Origin of the sequence: Streptomyces sp. S07_1.15, from assembly GCF_020739505.1 — a bacterium.
Lineage (GTDB): Bacteria > Actinomycetota > Actinomycetes > Streptomycetales > Streptomycetaceae > Streptomyces > Streptomyces xinghaiensis.
The window spans coordinates 3,226,906-3,247,818 of record NZ_JAJBZK010000001.1 but is presented as its reverse complement, the minus strand read 5'-3'; the positions used below and the strand labels follow the sequence as shown (position 1 = coordinate 3,247,818).

Genomic DNA, 20,913 nt, shown 5'->3' with positions numbered 1-20,913 from the left:
GCGGGCCTGCTTAGTTTAGCCGCTTGACGAAGTCCCCGCCGTGGGGTGGGGGCGGGGCCTGCGCGGAGGCGCGGGTTGGGCGGAGCCGGAGCCCGTCCGCCGCCTCCGGGGTCCGTGCGTGCTGCGGGATGACGGTGTGGCCGTCGCGTGGTCACGGGAGCGGCCGGGTGGCGCGGGAGCCGCCGCATCCCGCGATCGCCGGGGTATTGACTTTCTTTATTCGGCGTCTTAACAATCTCGACACAACGACAGACGCCCCCGACGGGGCGGGCGCACCGGGCCCATCGGCGTGCCGGCCAGCGAGTGAGAGGACCGACTATGTTCCTGCAGGCAAACCGCCGGCGCGCACGCACGGCAGCGGTCGGCGCGGTGGCGGCGGCCGCGCTGCTGGCCGGGTGCTCCGGGGGTGGCGGCTCCGGCGCGTCCGACGAGACGCTGGTCGTCTACACCGGCCAGTCCGGCGACTACCAGGCGAACTTCAACCCGTACTCGCCGTCCGTGCTGGAAGGGCCCGGCACGATCTTCGAGCCGCTCTTCTTCTACAACCTCACCAAGGACGAGGAGCCCGCGCCCAGGCTCGGCACCGAGTACTCCTGGAACGAGGACGGCACCGAACTGTCCGTCTCCCTCCGTGACGACGTGACGTGGAGCGACGGTGAGAAGTTCACGGCCGACGACGTCGTCTTCACGCTCGACATGATCACCAAGCACCCGACCATGAACGGCACCGGCTACCGGGGCAAGGCCGAGGCCGTCGACGACACCCATGTCAAGGTCACCTTCGACAAGCCGTCCTTCATGGAGGGCCCGCAGGTGCTCGGCCGCATCTGGATCGTCCCCGAGCACATCTGGGGCGAGATCGAGGACCCGTCCAAGGACGTCATGAAGAAGCCGGTCGGCACCGGCCCGTTCGCGCTGGACTCCTTCAAGGCCCAGGCGTTCACCCTGAAGGCCAACGCCGGCTACTGGGACGGCGAGCCGGCCGTCAAGAAGATCCGCTACCTCTCCCTCTCCGGCAACCAGGCGGGCGCCGACGCCCTCGCCGCCGGGAAGATCGACTGGCAGACCGGCCCGGTGCCCGACATACAGAACGTGGAGAAGAACTACCCCGGCTACAAGGCGATCACGGTCCCGATGAACCAGACCGTGCTGATGACCTGCGCGGCCACGGACAAGGGCTGCAAGGGCCCGCAGACCGATCCGGCCGTCCGCAAGGCGATCTACCACGCCCTGGACCGCACGCAGATCAACAAGCTCGCCTTCCAGGGCACCTCCTTCCCCATATCCCCCGGCTTCGCCCTCCCCGAGCGCGACAAGGCCCTCATCTCCGACGACCTGGAGCAGCAACTCGCGCCGATGGAGCCGGACACCGCTCAGGCGGCCGAGGTCCTGGAGGATGCCGGCTACCGGAAGAACGGCGAGGGGATCTACGCGAAGGACGGCGAGCCGCTGGAGATGACCGTCAAGGTCGTCACCGGCTGGACCGACTACATCACCGCCGTCGACACGATGGGACAGCAGCTCAAGAAGGCCGGCATCAAGGTCACCGCGCAGCAGTTGTCCTGGAACGAGTGGTCCGACGCCCGCGGCCAGGGTGAGTTCGAGCTGTTGATCGATTCGCTCTACCAGGGCCCGGCGCCCGACCCGTACTACCTCTACAACTACTTCTTCTCCTCCGCGACCACGGCGAAGGTCGGCGAGGCCGCCAACCCGAACTTCTCCCGGTGGACGGACGAGACCGTCGACCAGGCGCTCGACGAGCTCAAGGAGATCAGCCGCGAGGACACCGCGGAGCGCCAGAAGCGGTTCGACACCATCCAGACGGCCATCGAGAAGGGCATGCCGTACATCCCCGTGCTGACCGGCGGCACCACCAGCGAGTACAACGCCGAGAAGTTCACCGGCTGGCCCACCGAGGACGACATGTACGCCTTCCCGGCGGTGTGGAGCCGCCCCGACCACTCGCAGATCTTCATGAACCTCAAGCCCGCCGAGTAGCAGCCGAGCGGACCGGGCCGGGCGGGATCAGCGAGCGGTTTCGAGGAGGAGCCATGGTGATGGGCGGCAACCGTTGAGGTACTACATCCGGAAGCTGGGGTTCTATGTGGTCGCCCTGTGGGCCGCGCTGACGCTGAACTTCTTCATCCCGAGGCTGATGCCGGGCAATCCGGTGGACACCCTGATGGCGAGGCTCGCCCAGCGCGGCGGCTCCGTGGACCCGTCGGTCCGCCGGTCCTACGAGCTCCTCCTCGGCACCAGGACGCAGGAACCCCTGGTGGATCAGTACCTGTCGTATCTGGCCAACCTCTTCCGGGGGGACCTGGGGATCTCGGTCAGCGTCTACCCGACGCCCGCCGCCGAGGTCATCCGGCAGTCACTGCCCTGGACGATCGTCCTGGTGGGGATCGCGACTCTGCTGTCCTTCCTCATCGGCGTCACGCTCGGCATGCTCGTCGGCTGGAAGCGCGGCACCTGGCTGGACTCGCTGGTGCCCGCCACCACCGTCCTCGCGGCGGTGCCGTACTTCTGGCTGGCGCTCATCCTGGTCGCCGTGTTCGGCTCGGCCCTGCGGTGGTTCCCGCTGCTCGGCGGCTACGACGTGATCCTCGACCCGGGCTGGAGCCCGGAGTTCATCGGGTCCGCGATCTACCACGGCACACTTCCGGCGCTGACCATCGTCATCTCCTCGGTCGGCGGCTGGCTGCTGGGGATGCGCAACATGATGGTCTCCACCGTGGACGAGGACTACGTCCTCACCGCCCGGGCCAAGGGCCTGCGCGACCGCCGCATCATGACGCACTACGCGGCGCGCAACGCCGTCCTGCCGTCGGTCGCCGGCTTCGCGATCTCCCTCGGCTTCGTGGTCGCCGGATCGATCATCACCGAGCAGGTGTTCTCGTACCCGGGCATCGGCGGAAAGCTGCTGCAGGCCGTGCAGAACAACGACTACGCCCTGATGCAGGGGATCTTCCTGGTGATCACGGTGGCGGTGCTGGGCGCCAACCTCGTCGTCGACCTGCTGTACGGACTCATCGACCCCCGCACCCGAGCCGGCGCTTGAGCCGAGGAGCCGACACCGTGACGAATCTCAGCCCGGCCCTCACCGAGACGGCCGAATCCGGCGCGCCGGACCCGGCGCAAGGCCCCGGCGGCACCGCCCCCTCCACGCGGGCGAGGAGCGGCTGGCACTCCCTGGTGCCGAGGTGGTCGCCCAAGCTCGGCGTCGGCCTCGGCCTGGTGGCCGCCATCGCCCTCTTCGGCCTGATCGGCCCGCTCCTGGTGGGCGACCCGGACACCGTCCGCAACTCCGGGATGGCCCCGCCGGGCGACGGCTTCCTCCTCGGCACCACCCAGACCGGCCAGGACGTCTTCGCCCAACTGGCCCACGCCACCCGCGGATCGCTCCAGATCGGCCTGCTGGTCGGCGTCATGGCGACCCTGCTCTCCGCCTTCTTCGGGATCATCGGCGGCTACCTCGGCGGCGCGGTGGACGAGGGCTTCTCGCTGATCTCCAACGTCATGCTCGTCATCCCCGGCCTGCCGCTGGTCATCGTCATCGCCGGCTTCGTCCCGGCGGCGCAGCGCGGCTGGTGGACCATCGCGATCGTCCTGGCGATCACCGGCTGGGCGGCCTCCTCGCGGGTGCTGCGCGCCCAGACCCTCTCCCTGCGCAACCGGGACTACGTCGCCGCGGCGCGGGTGGCGGGGGAGAAGCCCTGGCGGGTGGTCTCCGTGGAGATCCTGCCGAATCTGCTGCCGCTGCTGGCCTCGCAGTTCGTCTTCGCGGTGATCCTGGCCATCCTCAGCGAGGCGGGCCTGTCCTTCCTGGGCCTCGGTGCCTCCAACTCCTCGACGCTCGGCACGATGCTCTACTACGCGCAGAACGGCTTCGCGCTCCAGCGGGAGGCCTGGTGGTGGTTCGTACCGCCCGGTCTGATCATCGCGGCCTTCGGCTGCGGGCTCTCGCTGATCAACTTCAGCATCGACGAGATCATCAACCCCAAGCTGCGGAACATCCCCCGGAAGAAGGCCGGCGCGGTACGGAGTTCACGGCGGACACCGCCGTCCGGGACCCCGGCCGTCCCGGCCGGTACGGAAGCCCCGGCGACCGCCGCGCCGGCCGGGGACACCGGTCACCGGGACCCCGTCCTCACCGTCCGGAACCTCAACGTCGTCTACGACGCCGAGACCCCCGTCCACGCCGTCAAGGACGTCTCGCTGACCCTGGGCCGCGGCGAGATCCTGGGTCTCGCCGGCGAATCGGGCTGCGGCAAGACCACCCTGGCCTACGCCGTCAACCGGCTCCATCTGCCGCCCGCCGAGGTCACCTCCGGCTCGGTGGTCTTCCACGACCGCGACGGCGGTGACCTCGACGTCCTCGCCCTGGAGCGGGAGGAGCTGCGCACCTTCCGCTGGTCGAAGCTGTCGATGGTGTTCCAGGGCGCGATGAACGCCCTCAACCCCGTCATCTCCGTCCACGCCCAGCTCGACGACGTCCTCACCACGCACCGCCCGGAGATGACGAGGGCCGAGCGCGCCGGGCGGTGCGCGGAGGTGCTCCGCCTCGTCGGGGTCGACCCGCGCCGGCTGGACTCGTATCCGCACGAGCTCTCCGGCGGGATGCGCCAGCGGGTCATGATCGCCATGGCGCTGCTGCTGGACCCGCAAGTGATGATCATGGACGAGCCGACCACCGCGCTCGACGTGGTGGTCCAGCGCGGCATCCTCCGGGAGATCCTGCGGTTCCGCGACGAACTCGGCTTCGCCGTCGTCTTCATCACCCACGACCTGCCGCTGCTGCTGGAACTGAGCGACCGCATCGCCGTGATGCGGGAGGGCGAGGTCGTCGAGTACGCGGCCGCCGGGGAGATCAAGGACCACCCGCGCCACCCCTACACCCGCGAGCTCCTCGACTCCTTCCCCAGCCTCACGGGCGAACGCGGATCGTTCATCCGCACCGGGGAGTCCAGCGCCCGCGACCACACCGCCGCGACGGAGACATCCGCACCGGAAGGCGCCGGGACGGACCTGCCCGCGGCGGACGTCCCCGCCCCGTCCGCTGAAGCCGGACCGCCCGAAGAACCGCCCGAAAAGCAGCAGCACCCGAACGAGAGGGCCCCCCGATGACCACCCTGGAGGTACGCGACCTGGTCAAGGACTTCTCCGTCCGCTCCGGCTTCCGCCACTCCCGGCTGCGCGCGGTGGACCACGTCTCCTTCACCCTCGTGCCCGGCCGCACCGTCGCGCTCGTCGGGGAGTCCGGATCGGGCAAGTCCACGGTGGCCCGCATGATCGCCCGGCTGGAGAAACCGACCGCGGGCACGATCGAGGCCGAGGGGCCGGACGGCAGCCGGGTGGACGACCGCTCGTACCGCCACCATGTCCAGATGGTCTTCCAGGACCCGTTCGCCTCGCTGAACCCCTTCCACACCATCGAGCACCACCTCGTCCGCCCGCTGAAGCTGCACGGCCGGGCGAAGGGGAAGGACGAACTCCGGCAGCAGGTCGAACAGTTGCTGGAGCGGGTCAATCTGACGCCGGGGGCCTCCGTCGCCCAGCGCCGTCCGCACGAGCTCTCCGGCGGGCAGCGGCAGCGGGTCGCCATCGCCCGCGCGCTGGCGCCCGGCGCCCAGGTCGTCATCGCCGACGAGCCCGTCTCCATGCTGGACGTCTCCATCCGGCTGGGCGTGCTCAACCTGCTCGCCCGGCTCCAGCGCGAGGACCGGCTGGCCGTCCTCTACATCACCCACGACCTCGCCACCGCACGGCACTTCTCCGACGAGATCCTGGTGATGTACCGGGGCCGGGTCGTGGAACGCGGCGCGGCGGACGACGTCATCCTCCGCTCCAAGCACCCGTACACCCGGCTGCTGGCCTCGGCCGCCCCCGACCCGGAGTCCGGACGCGGCCGTGCCGAACTCCTCGCCGGGACGGGCGTGGAGCCGGCCGGGGCCGGGAGCCTGCCCACCACCGACTCCGGCTGCACCTTCCGCGACCGCTGCCCGCAGGCGATGGACATCTGCTCCCGCCCGGTGCCCGACCACACGGTCGGGGAGGGCCACCTCGCCAAGTGCTGGCTGTACGCGGAGGAGGTGAAGGGGACGGTGGCCGCCCAGTCCCGGTAAGGGACCGGGCCCCCGGCCGGCACCGGCGCCCCGGGACAGCGCGGCTGGGAACCGTCCGGCGGATCGTGCGGCCCATCCGAGTGGCCCGGCGTCGGTGGTGCGGACGCGGTCTCACACGCGCACCGCGCGCAGCAGCACCAGCCGCTCCGGGAACAGCACCGGAGCCTGCAGCCCCGCCGCCGCGAGCACGCGCCCGGGCAGCTCGACACCCTCCGGGGTCCACCACGGCAGTTCGACGCCCCACCGGTGCGCGTTGCCGTCCGGTACGTCACCGGGGGGCAGCGGGCGCACCCGGTAGACGGCGTCCGGGTCCAGCCCGGGCAGCCGTACCGCGCCCGTCGGGTAGTTCGCCGAGGTGGCGGTGGCCACCAGGGCGTAGACGGCCTCGGAGCCGTCCCTTGCGACCACGCCGTGCAGCTCGTGGGAGGGATCCGGGAGGTCGGCGTGCACGGCGGTGCCCGAGTGCAGCAGGGGGCGCAGCTCCTTGTAGAGCGCGACCCACTCGGCCAGCCGTTCGACGTCCGCCGGGTCCGCCCGCGTCAGGTCCCACTCGATGCCGAAGTGGCCGAAGAGGGCCGTCCCGGCGCGGAAGTCGAGCGGGTGGCGGCGGTCGGTGGTGTGCGCGGTGCCCGAGCCGACATGGGTGCCCATCAGCTCCAGCGGGATCAGCGCGTTGGTCCACCGCTGGATCCGCTGCCGCTCCAGGGCGTCGATGCAGTCCGAGACCCACACCCGGTCGGTGCGCTCCAGGATGCCGAGGTCCACGCGGGCGCCGCCGGAGGAGCAGGACTCGATCTCCACGTCCGGGTGGCGGCGGCGCAGCTCGTCGAGGAGCCGGTGGACGGCGAGGGTCTGGCCGTGCACCCCGGCGCGCCCGGTGGGCCGGTGGCCGGCCTCGACCAGATCGCGGTTGTGGTCCCACTTGAGGTAGCCGATGGGGTAGCCGGCCAGCAGCTCGTCCAGCCGCTGAAGGATGTACGCGTACGCCTCGGGCCGGGCCAGGTCGAGCACCTGCTGGGAGCGGGCGGCGCCGGGGAGCCGGCCGCCGGTGGCCATGATCCAGTCGGGGTGGGCGCGGGCCAGCTCGGAGTCCTCGTTGATCATCTCCGGCTCCACCCAGAGCCCGAACTCCATGCCGAGGCCGGTCACATGGTCCGTCAGCGGGCCCAGCCCGTCCGGCCAGACCTCGTCGGAGACGTACCAGTCGCCCAGGCCCCGCCGGTCGTCGCGGCGGGAGCCGAACCAGCCGTCGTCGAGGACGAAGCGCTCGGCGCCCACGGCGGCCGCCGCGTCGGCCAGCTCGCGCAGCCGGGTCAGGTCGTGGTCGAAGTAGACGGCTTCCCAGGTGTTGACCACCACGGGGCGCGGGGCGGAGGGGTGGTGCGCGCGGGCGCGCAGATGACGGTGGAAGCGGGCGGACAGCTCGTCCAGCCCGGTGCCGTGGGAGCCGTACTGCCACGGACTCGTGTACGACTCCCCCGGTGCGAGCACCACCTCGCCCGGCAGCAGCAGCTCGCCGGAGCCCAGGAGCGACACGGCGTGGAAGGTGCGTTCGGCGAAGGTGCGGTGGTTGCCGGACCAGGCGGTGTGGACGCCCCAGACCTCGCCCGAGCGGTTGCCGAAGCCGGCGCTTCCGGCGACCAGCAGATACGCGGAGTCGTAGCCGGTGCGGCCGGTGCGGTTCTCGCGCATCCGCAGGCCCTGGGTGAAGGCGGTGCGCTGCGGGCTGCGCTCGCGCAGATGGCGGCCGGTGAAGTCGAGCAGTTCGACCGCCTCGGCGGGCACGGGCAGCGTGAGGTTGACGGCGTCGACGGTGTAGGGGGTGGAGCCCTGGTTGGTCACGGTGGCGCGCTGGCGCACCAGCCCCGAGGGGGTCAGCTCGATGGTGAGGTCCAGCCCGAGCCCCGCGGTGCCGTCGGCGGCCCGCACGGTGAGCCGTCCGCCCCCGCCGCCCTCCGGCGCGTCCGCGCCGGGCGTGAGGCGGGCCCGCTCGACCCGGAAGGCGGCGGAGAAGTCCCTGCCGCCGCGGTGGCCGGAGAGCCCCGGGGTGCCCAGCCAGCCGGCCGACTGCTCGGGCAGCACGGCGACCTCCACCGGCCCGTCGACGGAGAAGCCGATGGGCTGGCAGCGCCGGGCGAGCCGCAGCGCGTCGAGCTGCGGGCCGGTCGGTTCGCCGAGGCAGGGGCCCCAGTGCAGCACCCGGGGGAGGGTGGAGCCGGAGAGGTCGAGGACGAGGCTCACCCCGGCCGCGCGAAGGTGGGTGAGGCCGGAGCCGGGCTGTCCGTGCTGTCCGTGCTGTCCGTGCTGTTCGGGGGGTGGTACGGCGGTCATGTGGGTCCCTTGCTGTCGGTCGCCGGGGGAACGATCGCAACGCTGTTGACTTACTTAATTCAGTGGCGTAAGAATCCAGGACGGTCCCCGGACCGCACAAGAGGACGCACCGGCCGAATCCCTGCACCTCCGCGGGCGCCCGCCGCGCCCCGCGGAGCCGACCTTGGAGTGATCGAGGATGATCCGTCAGACCCTGCACGTGGGATGGCAGTTGACGGCGGCCGCCGGGCCGGTGCCCGCGGACGTGGCGGGCCGGACCGTCCCCGCCCGGGTGCCCGGCAGCGCTCATCTCGACCTGCTGGCCGCGGGCCTGATCCCCGACCCCTACCTCGACCGCACCGAGGAGGAGCTGGTCTGGGCGCACCGCACCGACTGGCGCTACGCGACCACCTTCGAGGCGGAGGCGGCGCGCCCCGGCGAGCGCGTCGACCTCGCCTTCGACGGGCTGGACACCGTCGCCACCATCGAGCTGAACGGCCGGGTGCTGGGCCGCACCGCCAATATGCACCGCTCCTACCGCTTCGATGTCCGCGAGGCCCTCCGTGAGGGCGCCAACGACCTGGTGGTCACCTTCCGCTCCGCCCTGGAGCACGCCGAGGAGATCGAACAGCGGCTCGGCCGGCGCGACCACGTCTATCCGCACCCCTTCAACATGGTCCGCAAGATGGCCTGCAGCTTCGGCTGGGACTGGGGACCGGACCTGCAGACCGCGGGCATCTGGAAGCCGGTCCGCCTGGAGCGCTGGACCACCGCGCGCATCCACCGGCTGCGTCCCCTGGTCACCGCCGGCGCGGACGGCACCGGCCGCGTCGAACTCCACGCGGACATCGAGCACGCCGACCCGGCCGCCCCCCGCGAGCTGCGGCTGACCGCCACTGTCGCCGGCCGCGAGGGCGACGTCACCGTCCCCGCCGGGGAGACCTCCGCGGTGCTCATCCTGGACGTCCCCGGCGTCCGCCTGTGGTGGCCCGCCGGCTACGGTGACCAGCCGCTGTACGACCTGGGCGCCGAGCTCCGTGCGGGCGAGGGCGGCCCGGCCCTCGACTCCGCCCGCCGCCGCGTCGGCTTCCGCACCATCACCGTCGACACCACCCCCGACGAGACCGGCACCCCCTTCACCCTCACCGTCAACGGCACGCCCGTCTTCGCCAAGGGCGCCAACTGGATCCCCGACGACCACTTCCTCACCCGCGTCACCCGCGAGCGCATCACCCGCCGGGTCGAACAGGCCCTCGGCGCGCACATGAACCTGCTGCGGGTCTGGGGCGGCGGCATCTACGAGACCGAGGACTTCTACGACGTCTGCGACGAACGCGGCGTCCTCGTCTGGCAGGACTTCCCCTTCGCCTGCGCCTCCTACCCCGAGGAGGAGCCGCTGTGGAGCGAGGTCGGGGCCGAGGCCCGCGAGAACGTCGCCCGGCTCTCCTCGCACGCCTCGCTCGCCCTCTGGAACGGCGCCAACGAGAACATGTGGGGCTACCGCGACTGGGGCTGGCCCGAGCAGCTGCGGGGCCGCACCTGGGGTCTGCGCTACTACACCGAGCTGCTGCCGTCGATCGTCGCCGAGCTCGACCCGACCCGCTTCTACGCGGCCAACAGCCCCTACAACCCCGGCATCCCGCTCGACGAGACCCACCCCAACGACGAGAACCACGGCACCCGCCACGAGTGGAGGGTGTGGAACGAACGCGACTACACCACCTACCGCGACCACATCCCCCGCTTCTGCTCCGAGTTCGGCTTCCAGGGGCCTCCCACCTGGGCCACCCTCACCGACTGGGTGCACGACGAGCCCCTGACGCCCACCTCGCCCTCCTTCCTGCTCCACCAGAAGGCCGAGGACGGCAACGGCAAGCTCGACCGCGGCTTCGCCCCGCACCTCCCCGCGCCCGCGACCTTCGAGGACTGGCACTGGACCACCCAGCTCAACCAGGCCCGCGCGGTCGCCTTCGGCGTCGAGCACTTCCGCTCCTGGTGGCCCCGGACCGCCGGCAGTGTCGTCTGGCAGCTCAACGACTGCTGGCCGGTCACCTCCTGGGCCGCCGTCGACGGCGGCGAGCGCCCCAAGCCGCTCTGGTACGCCCTGAAGCACGCCTACGCGCCCCGGCTGCTCACCCTCCAGCCGCGCGACGGGGCCACCGTGCTCGTCGCGGTGAACGACACGGCGGAACCCTGGACGGGCCCGGTGCGGGCGGAGCGGCAGGCGTTCGACGGCACCGTCCTGGGCACGGCTACCATCGAGCTGGACGTGAAGCCCCGGTCGGCCGTTCCGTACGCCCTGGCCGAGTCCCTGCTCGCGCCCGCCGATCCCGCCCAGGAGGTACTCGTGCTGACGTGCGACGACGCGCGCGCCGTTCACCTCTTCCGGGAAGACGTCGACCTGGCCTACGACCCGGCACCGTTGACGGCCAAGGCCGTCGCCGTGACCGGCGGCTACCGGATCGACGTCACCGCCGCCTCCTTCGCGCGCGACGTGGCCGTGCTCGCCGACCGGCTCGCGCCCGACGCCGAGGTGGACGACATGCTGGTGCCGATCCCCGCGGGCGAGACGCACTCCTTCACCGTCCGCACCGCCGCACGGCTGGACCCGGAGCGGCTGACCGGCCCGCTGGTGCTGCGCAGCGCCAACGCCCTCCACGCACCGGCGGTGTCTTCCTGAGTGGCCGGAGCGGAGCGTGAGCCGACGGGACGTGAGCTGACAGGAACGGGCGCGGTCGGGCTGGTCCTCGCCCGCCCCGCCCGGCTGCTCGGCGTCGAACCCTTCTTCATGGAGTTCATCGCGGGCATCGAGGAGAGCCTGGCCGAACGCGGCATGTCCCTGCTCCTCCACGTCGTCCCCGCCCAGGACGCCGAACTGGCCGCCTACCGGCGGTGGGCCGAACGGCGGCTGGTGGACGCCGTCGCGGTCGTCAACCTCACCGCCGGCGACCGGCGGCCCGCCCGCCTGCGCGAACTCGGCCTGCCCGCCGTGCTCGTCGGCACCTGGGAGGAGGACCCGGCCGCGCCCGCCGTCCGCACCGACGACGCCGGGCCCGTACGGGAGGCGCTGGCGCGGCTGCTGGAACTGGGCCACCGGCGCATCGCACGGGTGAGCGGCCCGGCGGAGCTGCTGCACACCCGGGCGCGGACCGCCGCCCTGGAGGACGGCTGCCGCGCGGCCGGCCTGGAACCCCCGGTGATCGTCGAGGGCGACTACTCCGCCGAGGCGGGGGAGCGGCTGACCGCCCGGCTGCTGGGCGCGGACCGGCCGCCCACCGCGATCCTCTACGACAACGACGTGATGGCGGTCGCCGGGCTGGCCACCGCCAAGGAGCTCGGCTTCGTCGTGCCGGAGCGGCTCTCCCTCATCGCCTGGGACGACTCCACCCTGTGCCGGCTGGCCTCCCCGCCGCTCACCACCATGAGCCTGGACGTGCACCAGTACGGCGTCCTGGTGGCCCGGTCCGTGCTCGAACTCGTCGACGGACGCCCGGTCGCGGAGCGCTCGCTGCCCACCGCCCGCTATGTGGAGCGCGGGAGCACCGCTCCCTGCGCGGCCGGCGCCGAGGAGGCCGCCGGCGCCGAGGGCGCAGCGGGTGTCGCCGGAGCCGCCGGTACCACCGGCGCCTGAGCCGTCCGGCGGGGCGTGCGGCCGGCGGCGCGCCGCCGTCATCCGCCCGCTGTGCCCCCCTCACCGTACGGACACCGGGCATTGGGCGGTGCCCGGCACAGTCATGGCATGCTCTCGACATCGACCGCTTCGGCGGGCACGTCCTCGTACACCATGGCGATAGCCGACACCGATGAGCTGATCCACGCCGCGCAGCGACTGCGCCACCAGGTTTTCGCGGAGGAGCGGGGCGCCCGGCTGCGCCCGACGGCCGACGGGCGGGACACCGACGCCTTCGACGACGTGATGGACCACCTCGTCGTCACCGACACGGCGACCGGCGAGGCCGTCGGCACCTACCGGCTGCTGCCCCCCGGCCGCAGCGAGCACCTGTACTCCGAAACCGAGTTCGATCTGCGCACCCTGCCCGCCGAGGTGCGCGCCTCCATGGTCGAGGCCGGCCGGGCCTGCGTGCACCCCGCGCACCGCTCGGGCGGCGTCATCAACCTCATGTGGTCGGGGCTCGCCCGCTACGTCCTGCTGTCCGGGCACCGCTATCTCGCCGGCTGCGCCTCGGTGCCGCTGGGCGACGGCGGGCAGGCGGCGGCGAACGCCTGGCTGCTGGGCACCACCCGGCACGCCGCCCCGCCCGCGCTGCGCGTCCAGCCGCTCGACCCGTGGACCCCGCCCCGCCCGGTGGACGCCGAGCCGGACCCGCTCGCCCTGCCCCCGCTGCTCCGCGGCTATCTGCGGGCCGGTGCCTGGATGTGCGGACCGCCGCAGCACGACCGGGTGTTCGGCGACGCCGACTTCTTCGTCCTGCTCGACACCGAACGGATGAACGACCGCTACCGGCGCTTCTTCCTGGGCGACCTCCGGTGAACCTCTGGGCCCCCGGCTCGGCCTGCACTCCGGCCGGCTGCGTCGCGCACACCGCTCCGCCCGTGCGCCCGGCGCCCGCCCTCCGCCGCACGGCCGCCTTCACCCGGGAACTGGCCGGAGCACTGCGCGACGGCGACGGCATCGCCCGGCCCGAGGTGCTGCGCGGCCGGGCCCGCGCCCTGCTCGACGCCCTCGGCGTGCGGCTGGAGATCCCGGACGGCACCGGCCTGAGCGCACCGGACGGACCCGGCGCGCGGGGTGAGCCCGCGCCCGGCACCCTCGTGGTCGCCAACCACATCTCCTGGCTCGACGCCGTCGCCCTGCTGGCCGTCGAGCCGGTGACCCTGCTCGCCAAGCGCGAGGTCGGCGACTGGCCGGTGCTGGGACCGATGGTCCGGCGCGCCGGTACGCGCTTCATCGACCGCGGCAGCCTGCGCGGCCTGCCCGGCACCGTGGAGGCCCTGGCCGCACTGTTGCGCGCCGGGCGGTCCGTGGCCGTCTTCCCCGAGGCGATCACGCACTGCTCCGCCCCCGGCGGCCGGTTCCGCCCGGCCGCGTTCCAGGCGGCGCTCGACGCCGGGGCGCCCGTGCGGCCCGTCACCCTCGGCTACGAGCAGGCGGGCGTCCCGAGCACCGTGGCGGCGTTCGTCGGCGAGGACGGTTTCGGCGGCTCACTGCGCCGGGTGCTGACCGCCCGCGCGCTCACCGTCCGCGTCCGCGTCCACCCGCCGCTGCGGACGGCGCCCGGCGCGGACGACCGGCGCTCCCTGGCCGCACGCGCACAGGCGCTCGTACGGGGCACGGACCCGGCCGCGCACCCCGCCGGCCCGCACTCCTCCACCCCCTGCCCCGCGGGTCCGCGCCCGGCGGACCCTCTTCCGGGCCGGGCACCCGCGGCCGTCCCCGCCGGCCGGGCGGGGCGGGACCCGGCCCGGGCCTGAACCCGTACCCGTACCCGTACCCGTACCCGGAACGGCGGACGCGGCGGCGGGCACGGCAGAGGCGGCGGCGGGCACGGCAGAGGCCCGGACCACTGGCCGGCGAGTGGTCCGGGCCTCCGCGGCATCCCCTGACCGGTCCTCCACCGGCGATGGGGCCGGTGCTTGGCGCCGGTGCTCCCCGGCCCGCCCCTGACCCGCCGGCGGCCGGTGCCCGCGCGGTCAGGTCCGTGCCTTGGCGCGGTCGAGCGCGGCGACACCGACGGCGGCCAGCGCGATCTGGATCAGCCACTCGATCCAGTCGGGGCCGTTCGTGTCGGAGACACCCAGCGCACCAGCGAGAGCCGTACCGATCAGCGCGGCGACGATACCGACGAGGATCGTCCACAGCACGCCGATCCGCTGCCGGCCGGGGATGACCAGCCGGCCCAGCACACCGATGATGATGCCGATGATGATCGCACTGATGATGCCCGAGATCTCCATGTCTGCCTCTCCGTACTGACTCCGTAGTGATGTGCGAACCGCGGTACGTACCGGTCCTTCTGCCCCGACATGTGCGCGTCACTCCGCGCCGCCACGGCGCCCGGTCTCCGGGCCCGCCCGGCCGTTCCGTCAGCCCCCCGCGTACAGCGCCCGTACGGCGTCCACGGTGTCGGCCTCGGACGCCTGTTTGTCCTCGCGGTAGCGGAGCACCCGTGCGAAGCGCAGGGTGATGCCCTCCGGATAGCGGGACGAGCGCTGCACCCCGTCGAACGCGATCTCGACGACCAGCTCCGGCCGGACGACCACCCCCCACGGTTCCCGCGCGGTGGCCAGACCGAGCAGCCGCTCCGTCTGCCAGGCGAGCAGCCGGTCGGTGAGCCCCTTGAACGTCTTGCCGAGCATGGCGAACGAGCCGTCGGGGCGCCGCGCGCCGAGATGGAGGTTGGACAGCTTCCCGCTGCGCCGCCCGTGGCCCCACTCCGCGGCGAGCACCACCAGGTCGAGGGTGTGCACCGGCTTCACCTTCCGCCAGGAGGAACCGCGCCGCCCCGCGCTGTACACCGAGTCCAGCGCCTTCAGCACGACCCCCTCGTGCCCCCGCTCCAGGGTCTGCGCGGCGAACTCCCGTACCGCACGCCGGGTTTCCTCCGTCTCCGGCGCGGCGGCCTCCAGACGCCGTACGCGCAGCGGCTCCGGCACCACCCGGGCCAGCTCGGCGTGGCGCGCGGAGGCGGGGAGTCCGAGCAGGTCGCGGCCGTCCACCGACAACAGGTCGAAGAAGACGGCGGAGAGCGGCAGCGACAGCCGGGCGGCGGAGACGTCCGCGCGCGAACCGACCCGCCCGGAGACCTCCTGGAAGGGCCGCGGCCGGCCGTCCTCCCGCAGGGCGATCACCTCACCGTCGAGCACGGCGCTGCGGGCCGCCAGTGCCCGGGCGGCCTCCGTCACCTCCGGCAGCCGGTCGGTGATCTCGTCCAGGGTGCGGGTCCAGATCCGTACGGAGTCGCCGTCCCGGTGCACCTGCACCCGGATGCCGTCGAGCTTCTCCTCCACCGCGCACGGGCCCAGCTTGTCCAGCGCCTCGTCCACGCTCTTCGCGGTGTGCGCCAGCATCGGCAGCACCGGGCGGCCGACCCGCAGCCGGAAGTCGGCGAGCGCGGCCGGCCCCCGCTCCAGCAGCACCTCGGCGACCCCGCCGAGCGAACCGCCCAGCATCACGGCGCGGCGCACGTCGGCCGGCTCCGCTCCGGTGGCGGCGGCCAGCCCCTCCACGGCGAGCGCGTCCAGCGCGCCCTGCCGCGGTTCGCCGGAGAGCAGCCCGAGCAGAAACCGCTGCTCCTCCTCGGTCGCCGCCTCCAGCAGTGCGCCCACCAGCCGTTTCCGTTCCGCCAGCGCGCCGGTGCCGGAGACGGCCGCGATGGCGCCGAGCGCGGTGTCGACCTCCAGGACCGACAGCCGCGGCTCGGGCGCCGGCGGCCGGGGCTCCTTGAGGACGCTCCAGCCGACCCCGATCCGCCGCTGGGGCAGCCGGCCCGCCAGATAGGTGATGATCAGCGGAGCCTCGGCGGGCTCGGCGTCCCGGAACAGCCGGGCGAGCAGACGCGTCTTCTCCGAGCGGGCGGAGGTGGCGGCGACATCTCTGGACGTCTCCGCGAGTTCGGCCAGCAGCATGCCGTCATCCATACCCCCGCTCCCGCACCGCAGCCCGGGGCACCGGCATTCGGCCGCATACCGGGGATGCCTCTTCCGCTTCTTCCCGCGGTTCCGCGGGGAGGTGACCCGGGGTCCATTGCCCCTCGCCCAGCGCGACGAAGCGCGGTACAAGGCGCGACGAAAACGGGGGCGGTGTCCACGGAGAAAAGTCTCCGCGCCCTCTCTTCGAAGAAACCGGGGAAATTCCCGGCCGGGAACCAACCAGATGAACGTTCTTCACGTCATCCATATCGACCAGGAGACCTGCATTGGGTTGCCGTCCTTCTTCTCCTGCCCCGGGGAGAAGGCCCGTGGGGGTGGAGTGACGCATGTCACGGCGTGGGGTAACGGCGCTGACGTGCGCCCCCGGGAAAGCGGCGAGGGCTGGAGCGGTACCCGCCGCTCCATGGAAAAGGGGGAATTGCGGACTCCGCCGAAACCCTGCGGAGTGGTCCGCATACCGATGGTGCACGTGCAAAGGCTCATGCATGGGCATGTGAACGCGGTTATGATCCGGGCAGCCCACAACCCCCCACACATACGGCGGGATACCGCCGAGCCATTTCGGGAGAGTCCTGTGCATCACGCGTACAACGGTATGGCCGCCACGGAACTGAGGGAGGTCGTGTGGCAGAAGAGCCGGCACAGCAATTCACAGGGTGCTTGTGTGGAGTTCGCCAAGCTGCCCGGAGGTGACGTCGCGGTGCGCAACTCGCGCCACCCCGACGGGCCCGCGCTGATCTACACGCCGGCCGAGGTCGAGGCGATGCTGCTGGGCATCAAGGACGGGGAGTTCGATCACCTGATCAGGGACTGACCCGCTCCGCGGCAGGCGGGCCGGGTCGCCGTCCCCGGCCGGTCCCCGGAACTCCCGGACCACCTCGCAGATCGCAGACCCCCACCCTCCGTACGGGCGGTCGCCGGACGCCCCGCACGCTCCCTCATGCCGCACCCGCCGGCCGGACGGCAGCGCCTACCCGAGCCGGAGCCGGAGCCGGCGGATCACACAGTCGAGCAGGTCGCCGGCGGGCGCCGCCGTGACGCCCTCGATTCCGGTGGCGACGCTGTCCACCCCCGGCTCAAGACGGGGAGATTCCAGCTCGGATCGGCTACCCGGTCGGACTTGCTGCGTTCGGCTCCGGCCCTTCCGCACCGCCCGCGTCGACCGCCGGACCGAGGGCCAGTGCCAGCTCCCCGTCCTTGACATCGGCGATGACGGTGTCGTCCGGATTGAGCGAGCCGCTGAGCAGCATGTTCGAAAGGCGGTTGTCGAGCTCCGTCTGGATGGTGCGGCGCAGCGGCCGGGCTCCGAACTCGGGCTGGTAGCCACGGTTGGCCAGCCACTCCTTGGCGGTCTCGGTGACCTCGAGGTTGATCTGCTGGGCGTGGAGCCTGCGCCTGCTGCGTTCCAGCAGAAGGTCGACAATGCGCACCAGGTCCGCCCGGGTCAGGGCGTGGAAGACGATGATCTCGTCGATGCGGTTGAGGAACTCGGGCCGGAAATGCGCCTGAAGTTCGGCCATCAGGTCATCCCTGATGGCGTCGACCGCCCCCCGGTGGTCCAGAATGCGCTGGGAGGCGATGTTGCTGGTCATGATGACCACGGTGTGCCGGAAGTCGATCGTGCGTCCCTGGGCGTCGGTGAGCCGTCCGTCGTCCAGCACCTGCAGCAGCAGGTTGAAGACGTCCGGGTGGGCCTTCTCGACCTCGTCGAACAGCATGACGCTGTACGGCTTGCGGCGCACCGCCTCGGTGAGCTGCCCGGCCTCCTCGTAACCGACGTATCCGGGCGGGGAGCCGACGAGCCGGGAGACGGTGTGCTTCTCCTGGAACTCGCTCATGTCGAAGCGGATCATCCGGTCGGCGTCTCCGAAGAGCAGTTCCGCAAGTGCCTTGGCCAGTTCCGTCTTGCCGACCCCCGTGGGTCCGAGGAAGAGGAAGCTGCCGGTCGGCCGGTCGGGATCTCCCATGCCCGCCCGGCCGCGGCGCACGGCCTGGGAGACGGCAGTGACTGCCTCGTCCTGGCCGACCACACGCTCGTGCAGGGCCTCTTCGAGCTTTGTGAGCCGCTCGCGCTCGGTCTCGGTGAGCTGGGAGACGGGGATGCCGGTGCGCGCGGAGAGCACATCGGCGATGTCCTCGGGAGTCACGGTGCCGACCTCTTCCGGCTCTCCGCCGGCGTCGGCGAGCTCCCGCTCCGCCTGCCGGATCTGCCCCTTGAGCTGTGCTGCGCGTTCGTAGTCCTCGGTGCTGACGGCCTCGTCCTTCTCCCTGCGGAGCTTGGTGAGGCGGTCTTCCAGGCTCGCCGTCCCGGCCGGGGCGGCGAGGCCGCGCAGTCCCACGCGTGCTCCTGCCTGGTCCATGAGGTCGATCGCCTTGTCCGGCAGGAAGCGGTCGGTGATGTAGCGATCGGACAGGGCGGCTGCGGCGTCCAGGGACTCGTCCGTGTAACGGACCTGGTGGTGGGCCTCGTAGGAGTCGCGGAGCCCGTGCAGGATCTCGACCGTTTCCTCGACGGTGGGCTCGCGCACCATGACCGGCTGGAAGCGGCGTTCGAGGGCGGCGTCCTTCTCGATATATCTGCGGTACTCGTCGATGGTGGTGGCGCCGACGACGCTGAGGTCGCCCCGGGCGAGCGCGGGCTTGAGGATGTTTCCGGCGTCCATGGCGCCTTCGGCGCCTCCGCCGGCGCCGACGACCGTGTGCAGTTCGTCGATGAACAGGATGATGCCGCTCTCGGACTCCGTGACCTCGTCGATGACCTTCTTCAGCCGTTCCTCGAACTCCCCCCGGTACTTGGACCCGGCGACCAGACCGGCCATGTCGAGGCTCACGACGCGTCGGTCGCGCAGAGCCTTCGGGACTTCTTCGGCGACGACCCGCTGCGCCAGTCCTTCCACGATGGCGGTCTTTCCGACCCCGGGATCCCCGGTGAGCACGGGGTTGTTCTTGGTGCGCCGGGACAGGACCTCCACGGTCTGCTCGATCTCCTCGGCCCGGCCGACCACCGGGTCGAGGCGTCCGCTGCGGGCCTCATCGGTGAGGTCGCGCCCGTATTCGTCCAAGGTCGGGGTGTCGCTGTGCCCGCCCGACGGCGCCTTCCAGCCGGCTCCGCCGCCGCTCAGCGAGCCGGGGGAGACTCCCTCGGACTCCAGCGTGCGGGCGAGGCCCGAATCGTCCACCAACGCGGTGAGGATGTGTTCCGGACCGATGTACGAGGCACCGGTCGCCTGGGACTGCGCGTGGGCGGCAAGCAGGGCGCGCTTCGCCGCCGGCGTGAGCCCGGGGTCGCCGGTTCCGGTGCCGGTGGGAAGATTCTCCTGCAGGTCCGCGGCCAGCTGGTCCGGATCAGCGCCTGCCTGCTCCAGCACCTGCCGGGCGGTCGGCACCTGGGTGGCGGCCCACAGCAGGTGCACCGTGTCGAGATCGGACCCGTCCTCGGCCGCCCGGCCGCCTGCCGCCGCCAGCAACTCGTGAGAGGAATCACTGAGCAGTCGCCCGATGGGCACGCGCTGCACGGCCGGCGGCGAGGCCCCCGGACTCATGCCGAAGAAACGGTTGAAGAGATCGGAGAACGGGTCGCCGGTTCCAAAGGGCGAAGTTGTCACCAAGATCATCCCGTCATGCGGGCGGCCGGCGGCTGTGCGCAGCCTGCCGTCGTTGAATTATCCCTTATGCCGCTATTCTCCGCCGGACTGCCCCGGCGCGCGAACGCAGTAGGTGAGCGACGGGCATCCTGGTGCGGAGCTGCAGAGGCCATGGGGGATGGGGGAGGAGGCGGCCGTGGTTCGCGTCCGCGTCCGGGGCGTGCCGGAAGAAGCCACGGCCGGAACTTCCCCGCGAGCCCGTCGAGGACCGTCCGGTGGTCCGGCAGCTTCCGGCCCCACAACGGCTACGGGAGCAGCGGCCTGGACGAACTCCTGCTCTGCATCGGACCGTTCATGGCGACGTGCCACCCGGCCATGATCCGTCGGTCGAGATCATTCGACGACAGGCCCTAGCGCACCCGGAGCGCCGGCAGCCGGAACAGCGCCCAGACGACCTTCCCGCGCAGCGTCCCCGCGAGCGGATGCCAGCCCCAGTTGTCGCTGAAGGCCTCGACGAGATGGAGACCGCGGCCGGACTCCCCGGCGCGCTCCGGGTCCTCCGGCAGATGTCTCCCGGTGACCGGGCTGTCCCGGCTGGGGTCCCGTACGGCGCAGACCAGATGAGTGCTCCAGCGCATCAGATGCAGCCGCACGGCCGGTTCCGCCGTGCGCGCCCCCGCGGCCGGGTCCTGGCGGGCGGCGGCGGACAGGGCGTCCGGCAGGGCGTGCCGCAGCGCGTTGGTGACCAGTTCCGAGACGACCAGCGCGATCGTGTCGAAGTGGTCGTCGAGATCCCACTCCGAGAGCGCGGACCGGGTGAACCGGCGTGCGCCTCCCACCGATTCGTAGTGCGGCGCGAGCGAGCAGGTGGCGCTGCTGGAGACCGCCTCATAGCCGATGGGCGGAAGCTCCCGCCGTAACGGCTCGAGCATGGTCGATCCTTTGGTCCCCATGCGAGGCACTCCTGGCCCAAGTGGAATCGGTCAAGGCAGCCGTGCTGTGGTGCTGGTGGCCATCGTTCCCAATGCGTACGCCAGATGCAAGGGCAGATGCACGTGCAGCTGACGGTATTGCCCCTGCTCGCGCTGGTTTGCACGGTTAATCTTCGGGCCCGGCTCCACCGGACTTCCCGCCCGTCTCCGCTTTGTGTAACCGGACCGGCACGCAACGGAGCCCGGAAGTGGCAGACTTCGCCTGTTGACGGTCGCAGTGCATCAACTACGGAGACAGGTAGTCGGCACATGAGCACAGGGCAGCCGGGAAGCGGAACGGGCGGAGCAGGA

General features: G+C 72.1%; 14 protein-coding genes. 9 read left to right on the top strand and 5 right to left on the bottom strand.

The window, feature by feature from the left end:
- The first annotated feature begins 318 nt into the window (after nt 1-318).
- The 4 genes from LIX60_RS13880 (at nt 319) to LIX60_RS13860 (ending at nt 6,125) form a co-directional block, all read left to right on the top strand.
- Nucleotides 319-1,998, top strand: coding sequence for an ABC transporter substrate-binding protein (locus tag LIX60_RS13880; RefSeq protein WP_227958680.1), 1,680 nt, complete (start codon nt 319-321; stop codon nt 1,996-1,998).
- Between the two features lie 73 nt (nt 1,999-2,071).
- Nucleotides 2,072-3,061, top strand: a complete 990-nt coding sequence (locus tag LIX60_RS13875) for an ABC transporter permease (protein ID WP_227958679.1) — start codon at nt 2,072-2,074, stop codon at nt 3,059-3,061.
- 17 nt (nt 3,062-3,078) lie between these two features.
- Nucleotides 3,079-5,127, top strand: coding sequence for a dipeptide/oligopeptide/nickel ABC transporter permease/ATP-binding protein (locus tag LIX60_RS31945; RefSeq protein ID WP_374117852.1), 2,049 nt, complete (start codon nt 3,079-3,081; stop codon nt 5,125-5,127).
- Entirely contained in the window at nt 5,124-6,125 is a 1,002-nt protein-coding gene (locus LIX60_RS13860; RefSeq protein WP_227958678.1) for an ABC transporter ATP-binding protein, read from the top strand. The genes LIX60_RS31945 and LIX60_RS13860 overlap by 4 nt, the downstream gene beginning before the upstream one ends.
- Before the next feature lie 111 nt (nt 6,126-6,236).
- Here the strand turns inward: LIX60_RS13860 and LIX60_RS13855 are convergent, their stop codons facing one another.
- Nucleotides 6,237-8,456, bottom strand: a complete 2,220-nt coding sequence (locus LIX60_RS13855; protein WP_227958677.1) for an alpha-galactosidase — start codon at nt 8,454-8,456, stop codon at nt 6,237-6,239.
- A gap of 178 nt (nt 8,457-8,634) precedes the next feature.
- Here LIX60_RS13855 and LIX60_RS13850 point away from each other — a divergent pair, with 178 nt between their 5' ends.
- The 4 genes from LIX60_RS13850 (at nt 8,635) to LIX60_RS13835 (ending at nt 13,868) form a co-directional block, all read left to right on the top strand.
- Nucleotides 8,635-11,115 (top strand): glycoside hydrolase family 2 protein, encoded by a 2,481-nt coding sequence (locus LIX60_RS13850; RefSeq protein WP_227958676.1) that lies wholly within the window; start codon nt 8,635-8,637, stop codon nt 11,113-11,115.
- On the top strand, nt 11,116-12,066 hold the full coding sequence (locus LIX60_RS13845) for a LacI family DNA-binding transcriptional regulator (protein WP_227958675.1): 951 nt from the start codon (nt 11,116-11,118) through the stop codon (nt 12,064-12,066).
- A 108-nt stretch (nt 12,067-12,174) separates the two neighbouring features.
- A complete protein-coding gene (locus LIX60_RS13840; protein WP_227958674.1) occupies nt 12,175-12,927 on the top strand; it encodes a GNAT family N-acetyltransferase in 753 nt (250 codons plus the stop codon).
- 62 nt (nt 12,928-12,989) lie between these two features.
- The gene (locus LIX60_RS13835) at nt 12,990-13,868 is read left to right on the top strand and encodes a 1-acyl-sn-glycerol-3-phosphate acyltransferase (protein WP_227958673.1); all 879 of its coding nucleotides are present in this window, start codon (nt 12,990-12,992) and stop codon (nt 13,866-13,868) included.
- Between the two features lie 219 nt (nt 13,869-14,087).
- Here the strand turns inward: LIX60_RS13835 and LIX60_RS13830 are convergent, their stop codons facing one another.
- Nucleotides 14,088-14,351 carry a GlsB/YeaQ/YmgE family stress response membrane protein gene (locus LIX60_RS13830; protein ID WP_227958672.1) on the bottom strand — a complete coding sequence of 88 codons (264 nt, stop codon included), beginning with the start codon at nt 14,349-14,351 and terminating at the stop codon, nt 14,088-14,090.
- A gap of 129 nt (nt 14,352-14,480) precedes the next feature.
- On the bottom strand, nt 14,481-16,022 hold the full coding sequence (locus LIX60_RS13825; protein ID WP_227962766.1) for an ATP-dependent DNA ligase: 1,542 nt from the start codon (nt 16,020-16,022) through the stop codon (nt 14,481-14,483).
- Nucleotides 16,023-16,620: 598 nt separating this feature from the next.
- On the opposite strand from LIX60_RS13825, the gene LIX60_RS13820 reads away from it, so the two are divergent.
- Complete coding sequence (locus LIX60_RS13820; RefSeq protein WP_030543907.1) at nt 16,621-16,860, top strand: DUF397 domain-containing protein; 240 nt, start codon at nt 16,621-16,623, stop codon at nt 16,858-16,860.
- 292 nt (nt 16,861-17,152) lie between these two features.
- Here the strand turns inward: LIX60_RS13820 and LIX60_RS13815 are convergent, their stop codons facing one another.
- On the bottom strand, nt 17,153-19,660 hold the full coding sequence (locus LIX60_RS13815) for an ATP-dependent Clp protease ATP-binding subunit (protein WP_308101291.1): 2,508 nt from the start codon (nt 19,658-19,660) through the stop codon (nt 17,153-17,155).
- Nucleotides 19,661-20,040: 380 nt separating this feature from the next.
- A complete protein-coding gene (locus LIX60_RS13810; RefSeq protein ID WP_227958671.1) occupies nt 20,041-20,583 on the bottom strand; it encodes an ATP-binding protein in 543 nt (180 codons plus the stop codon).
- Nucleotides 20,584-20,913 lie beyond the last annotated feature (330 nt).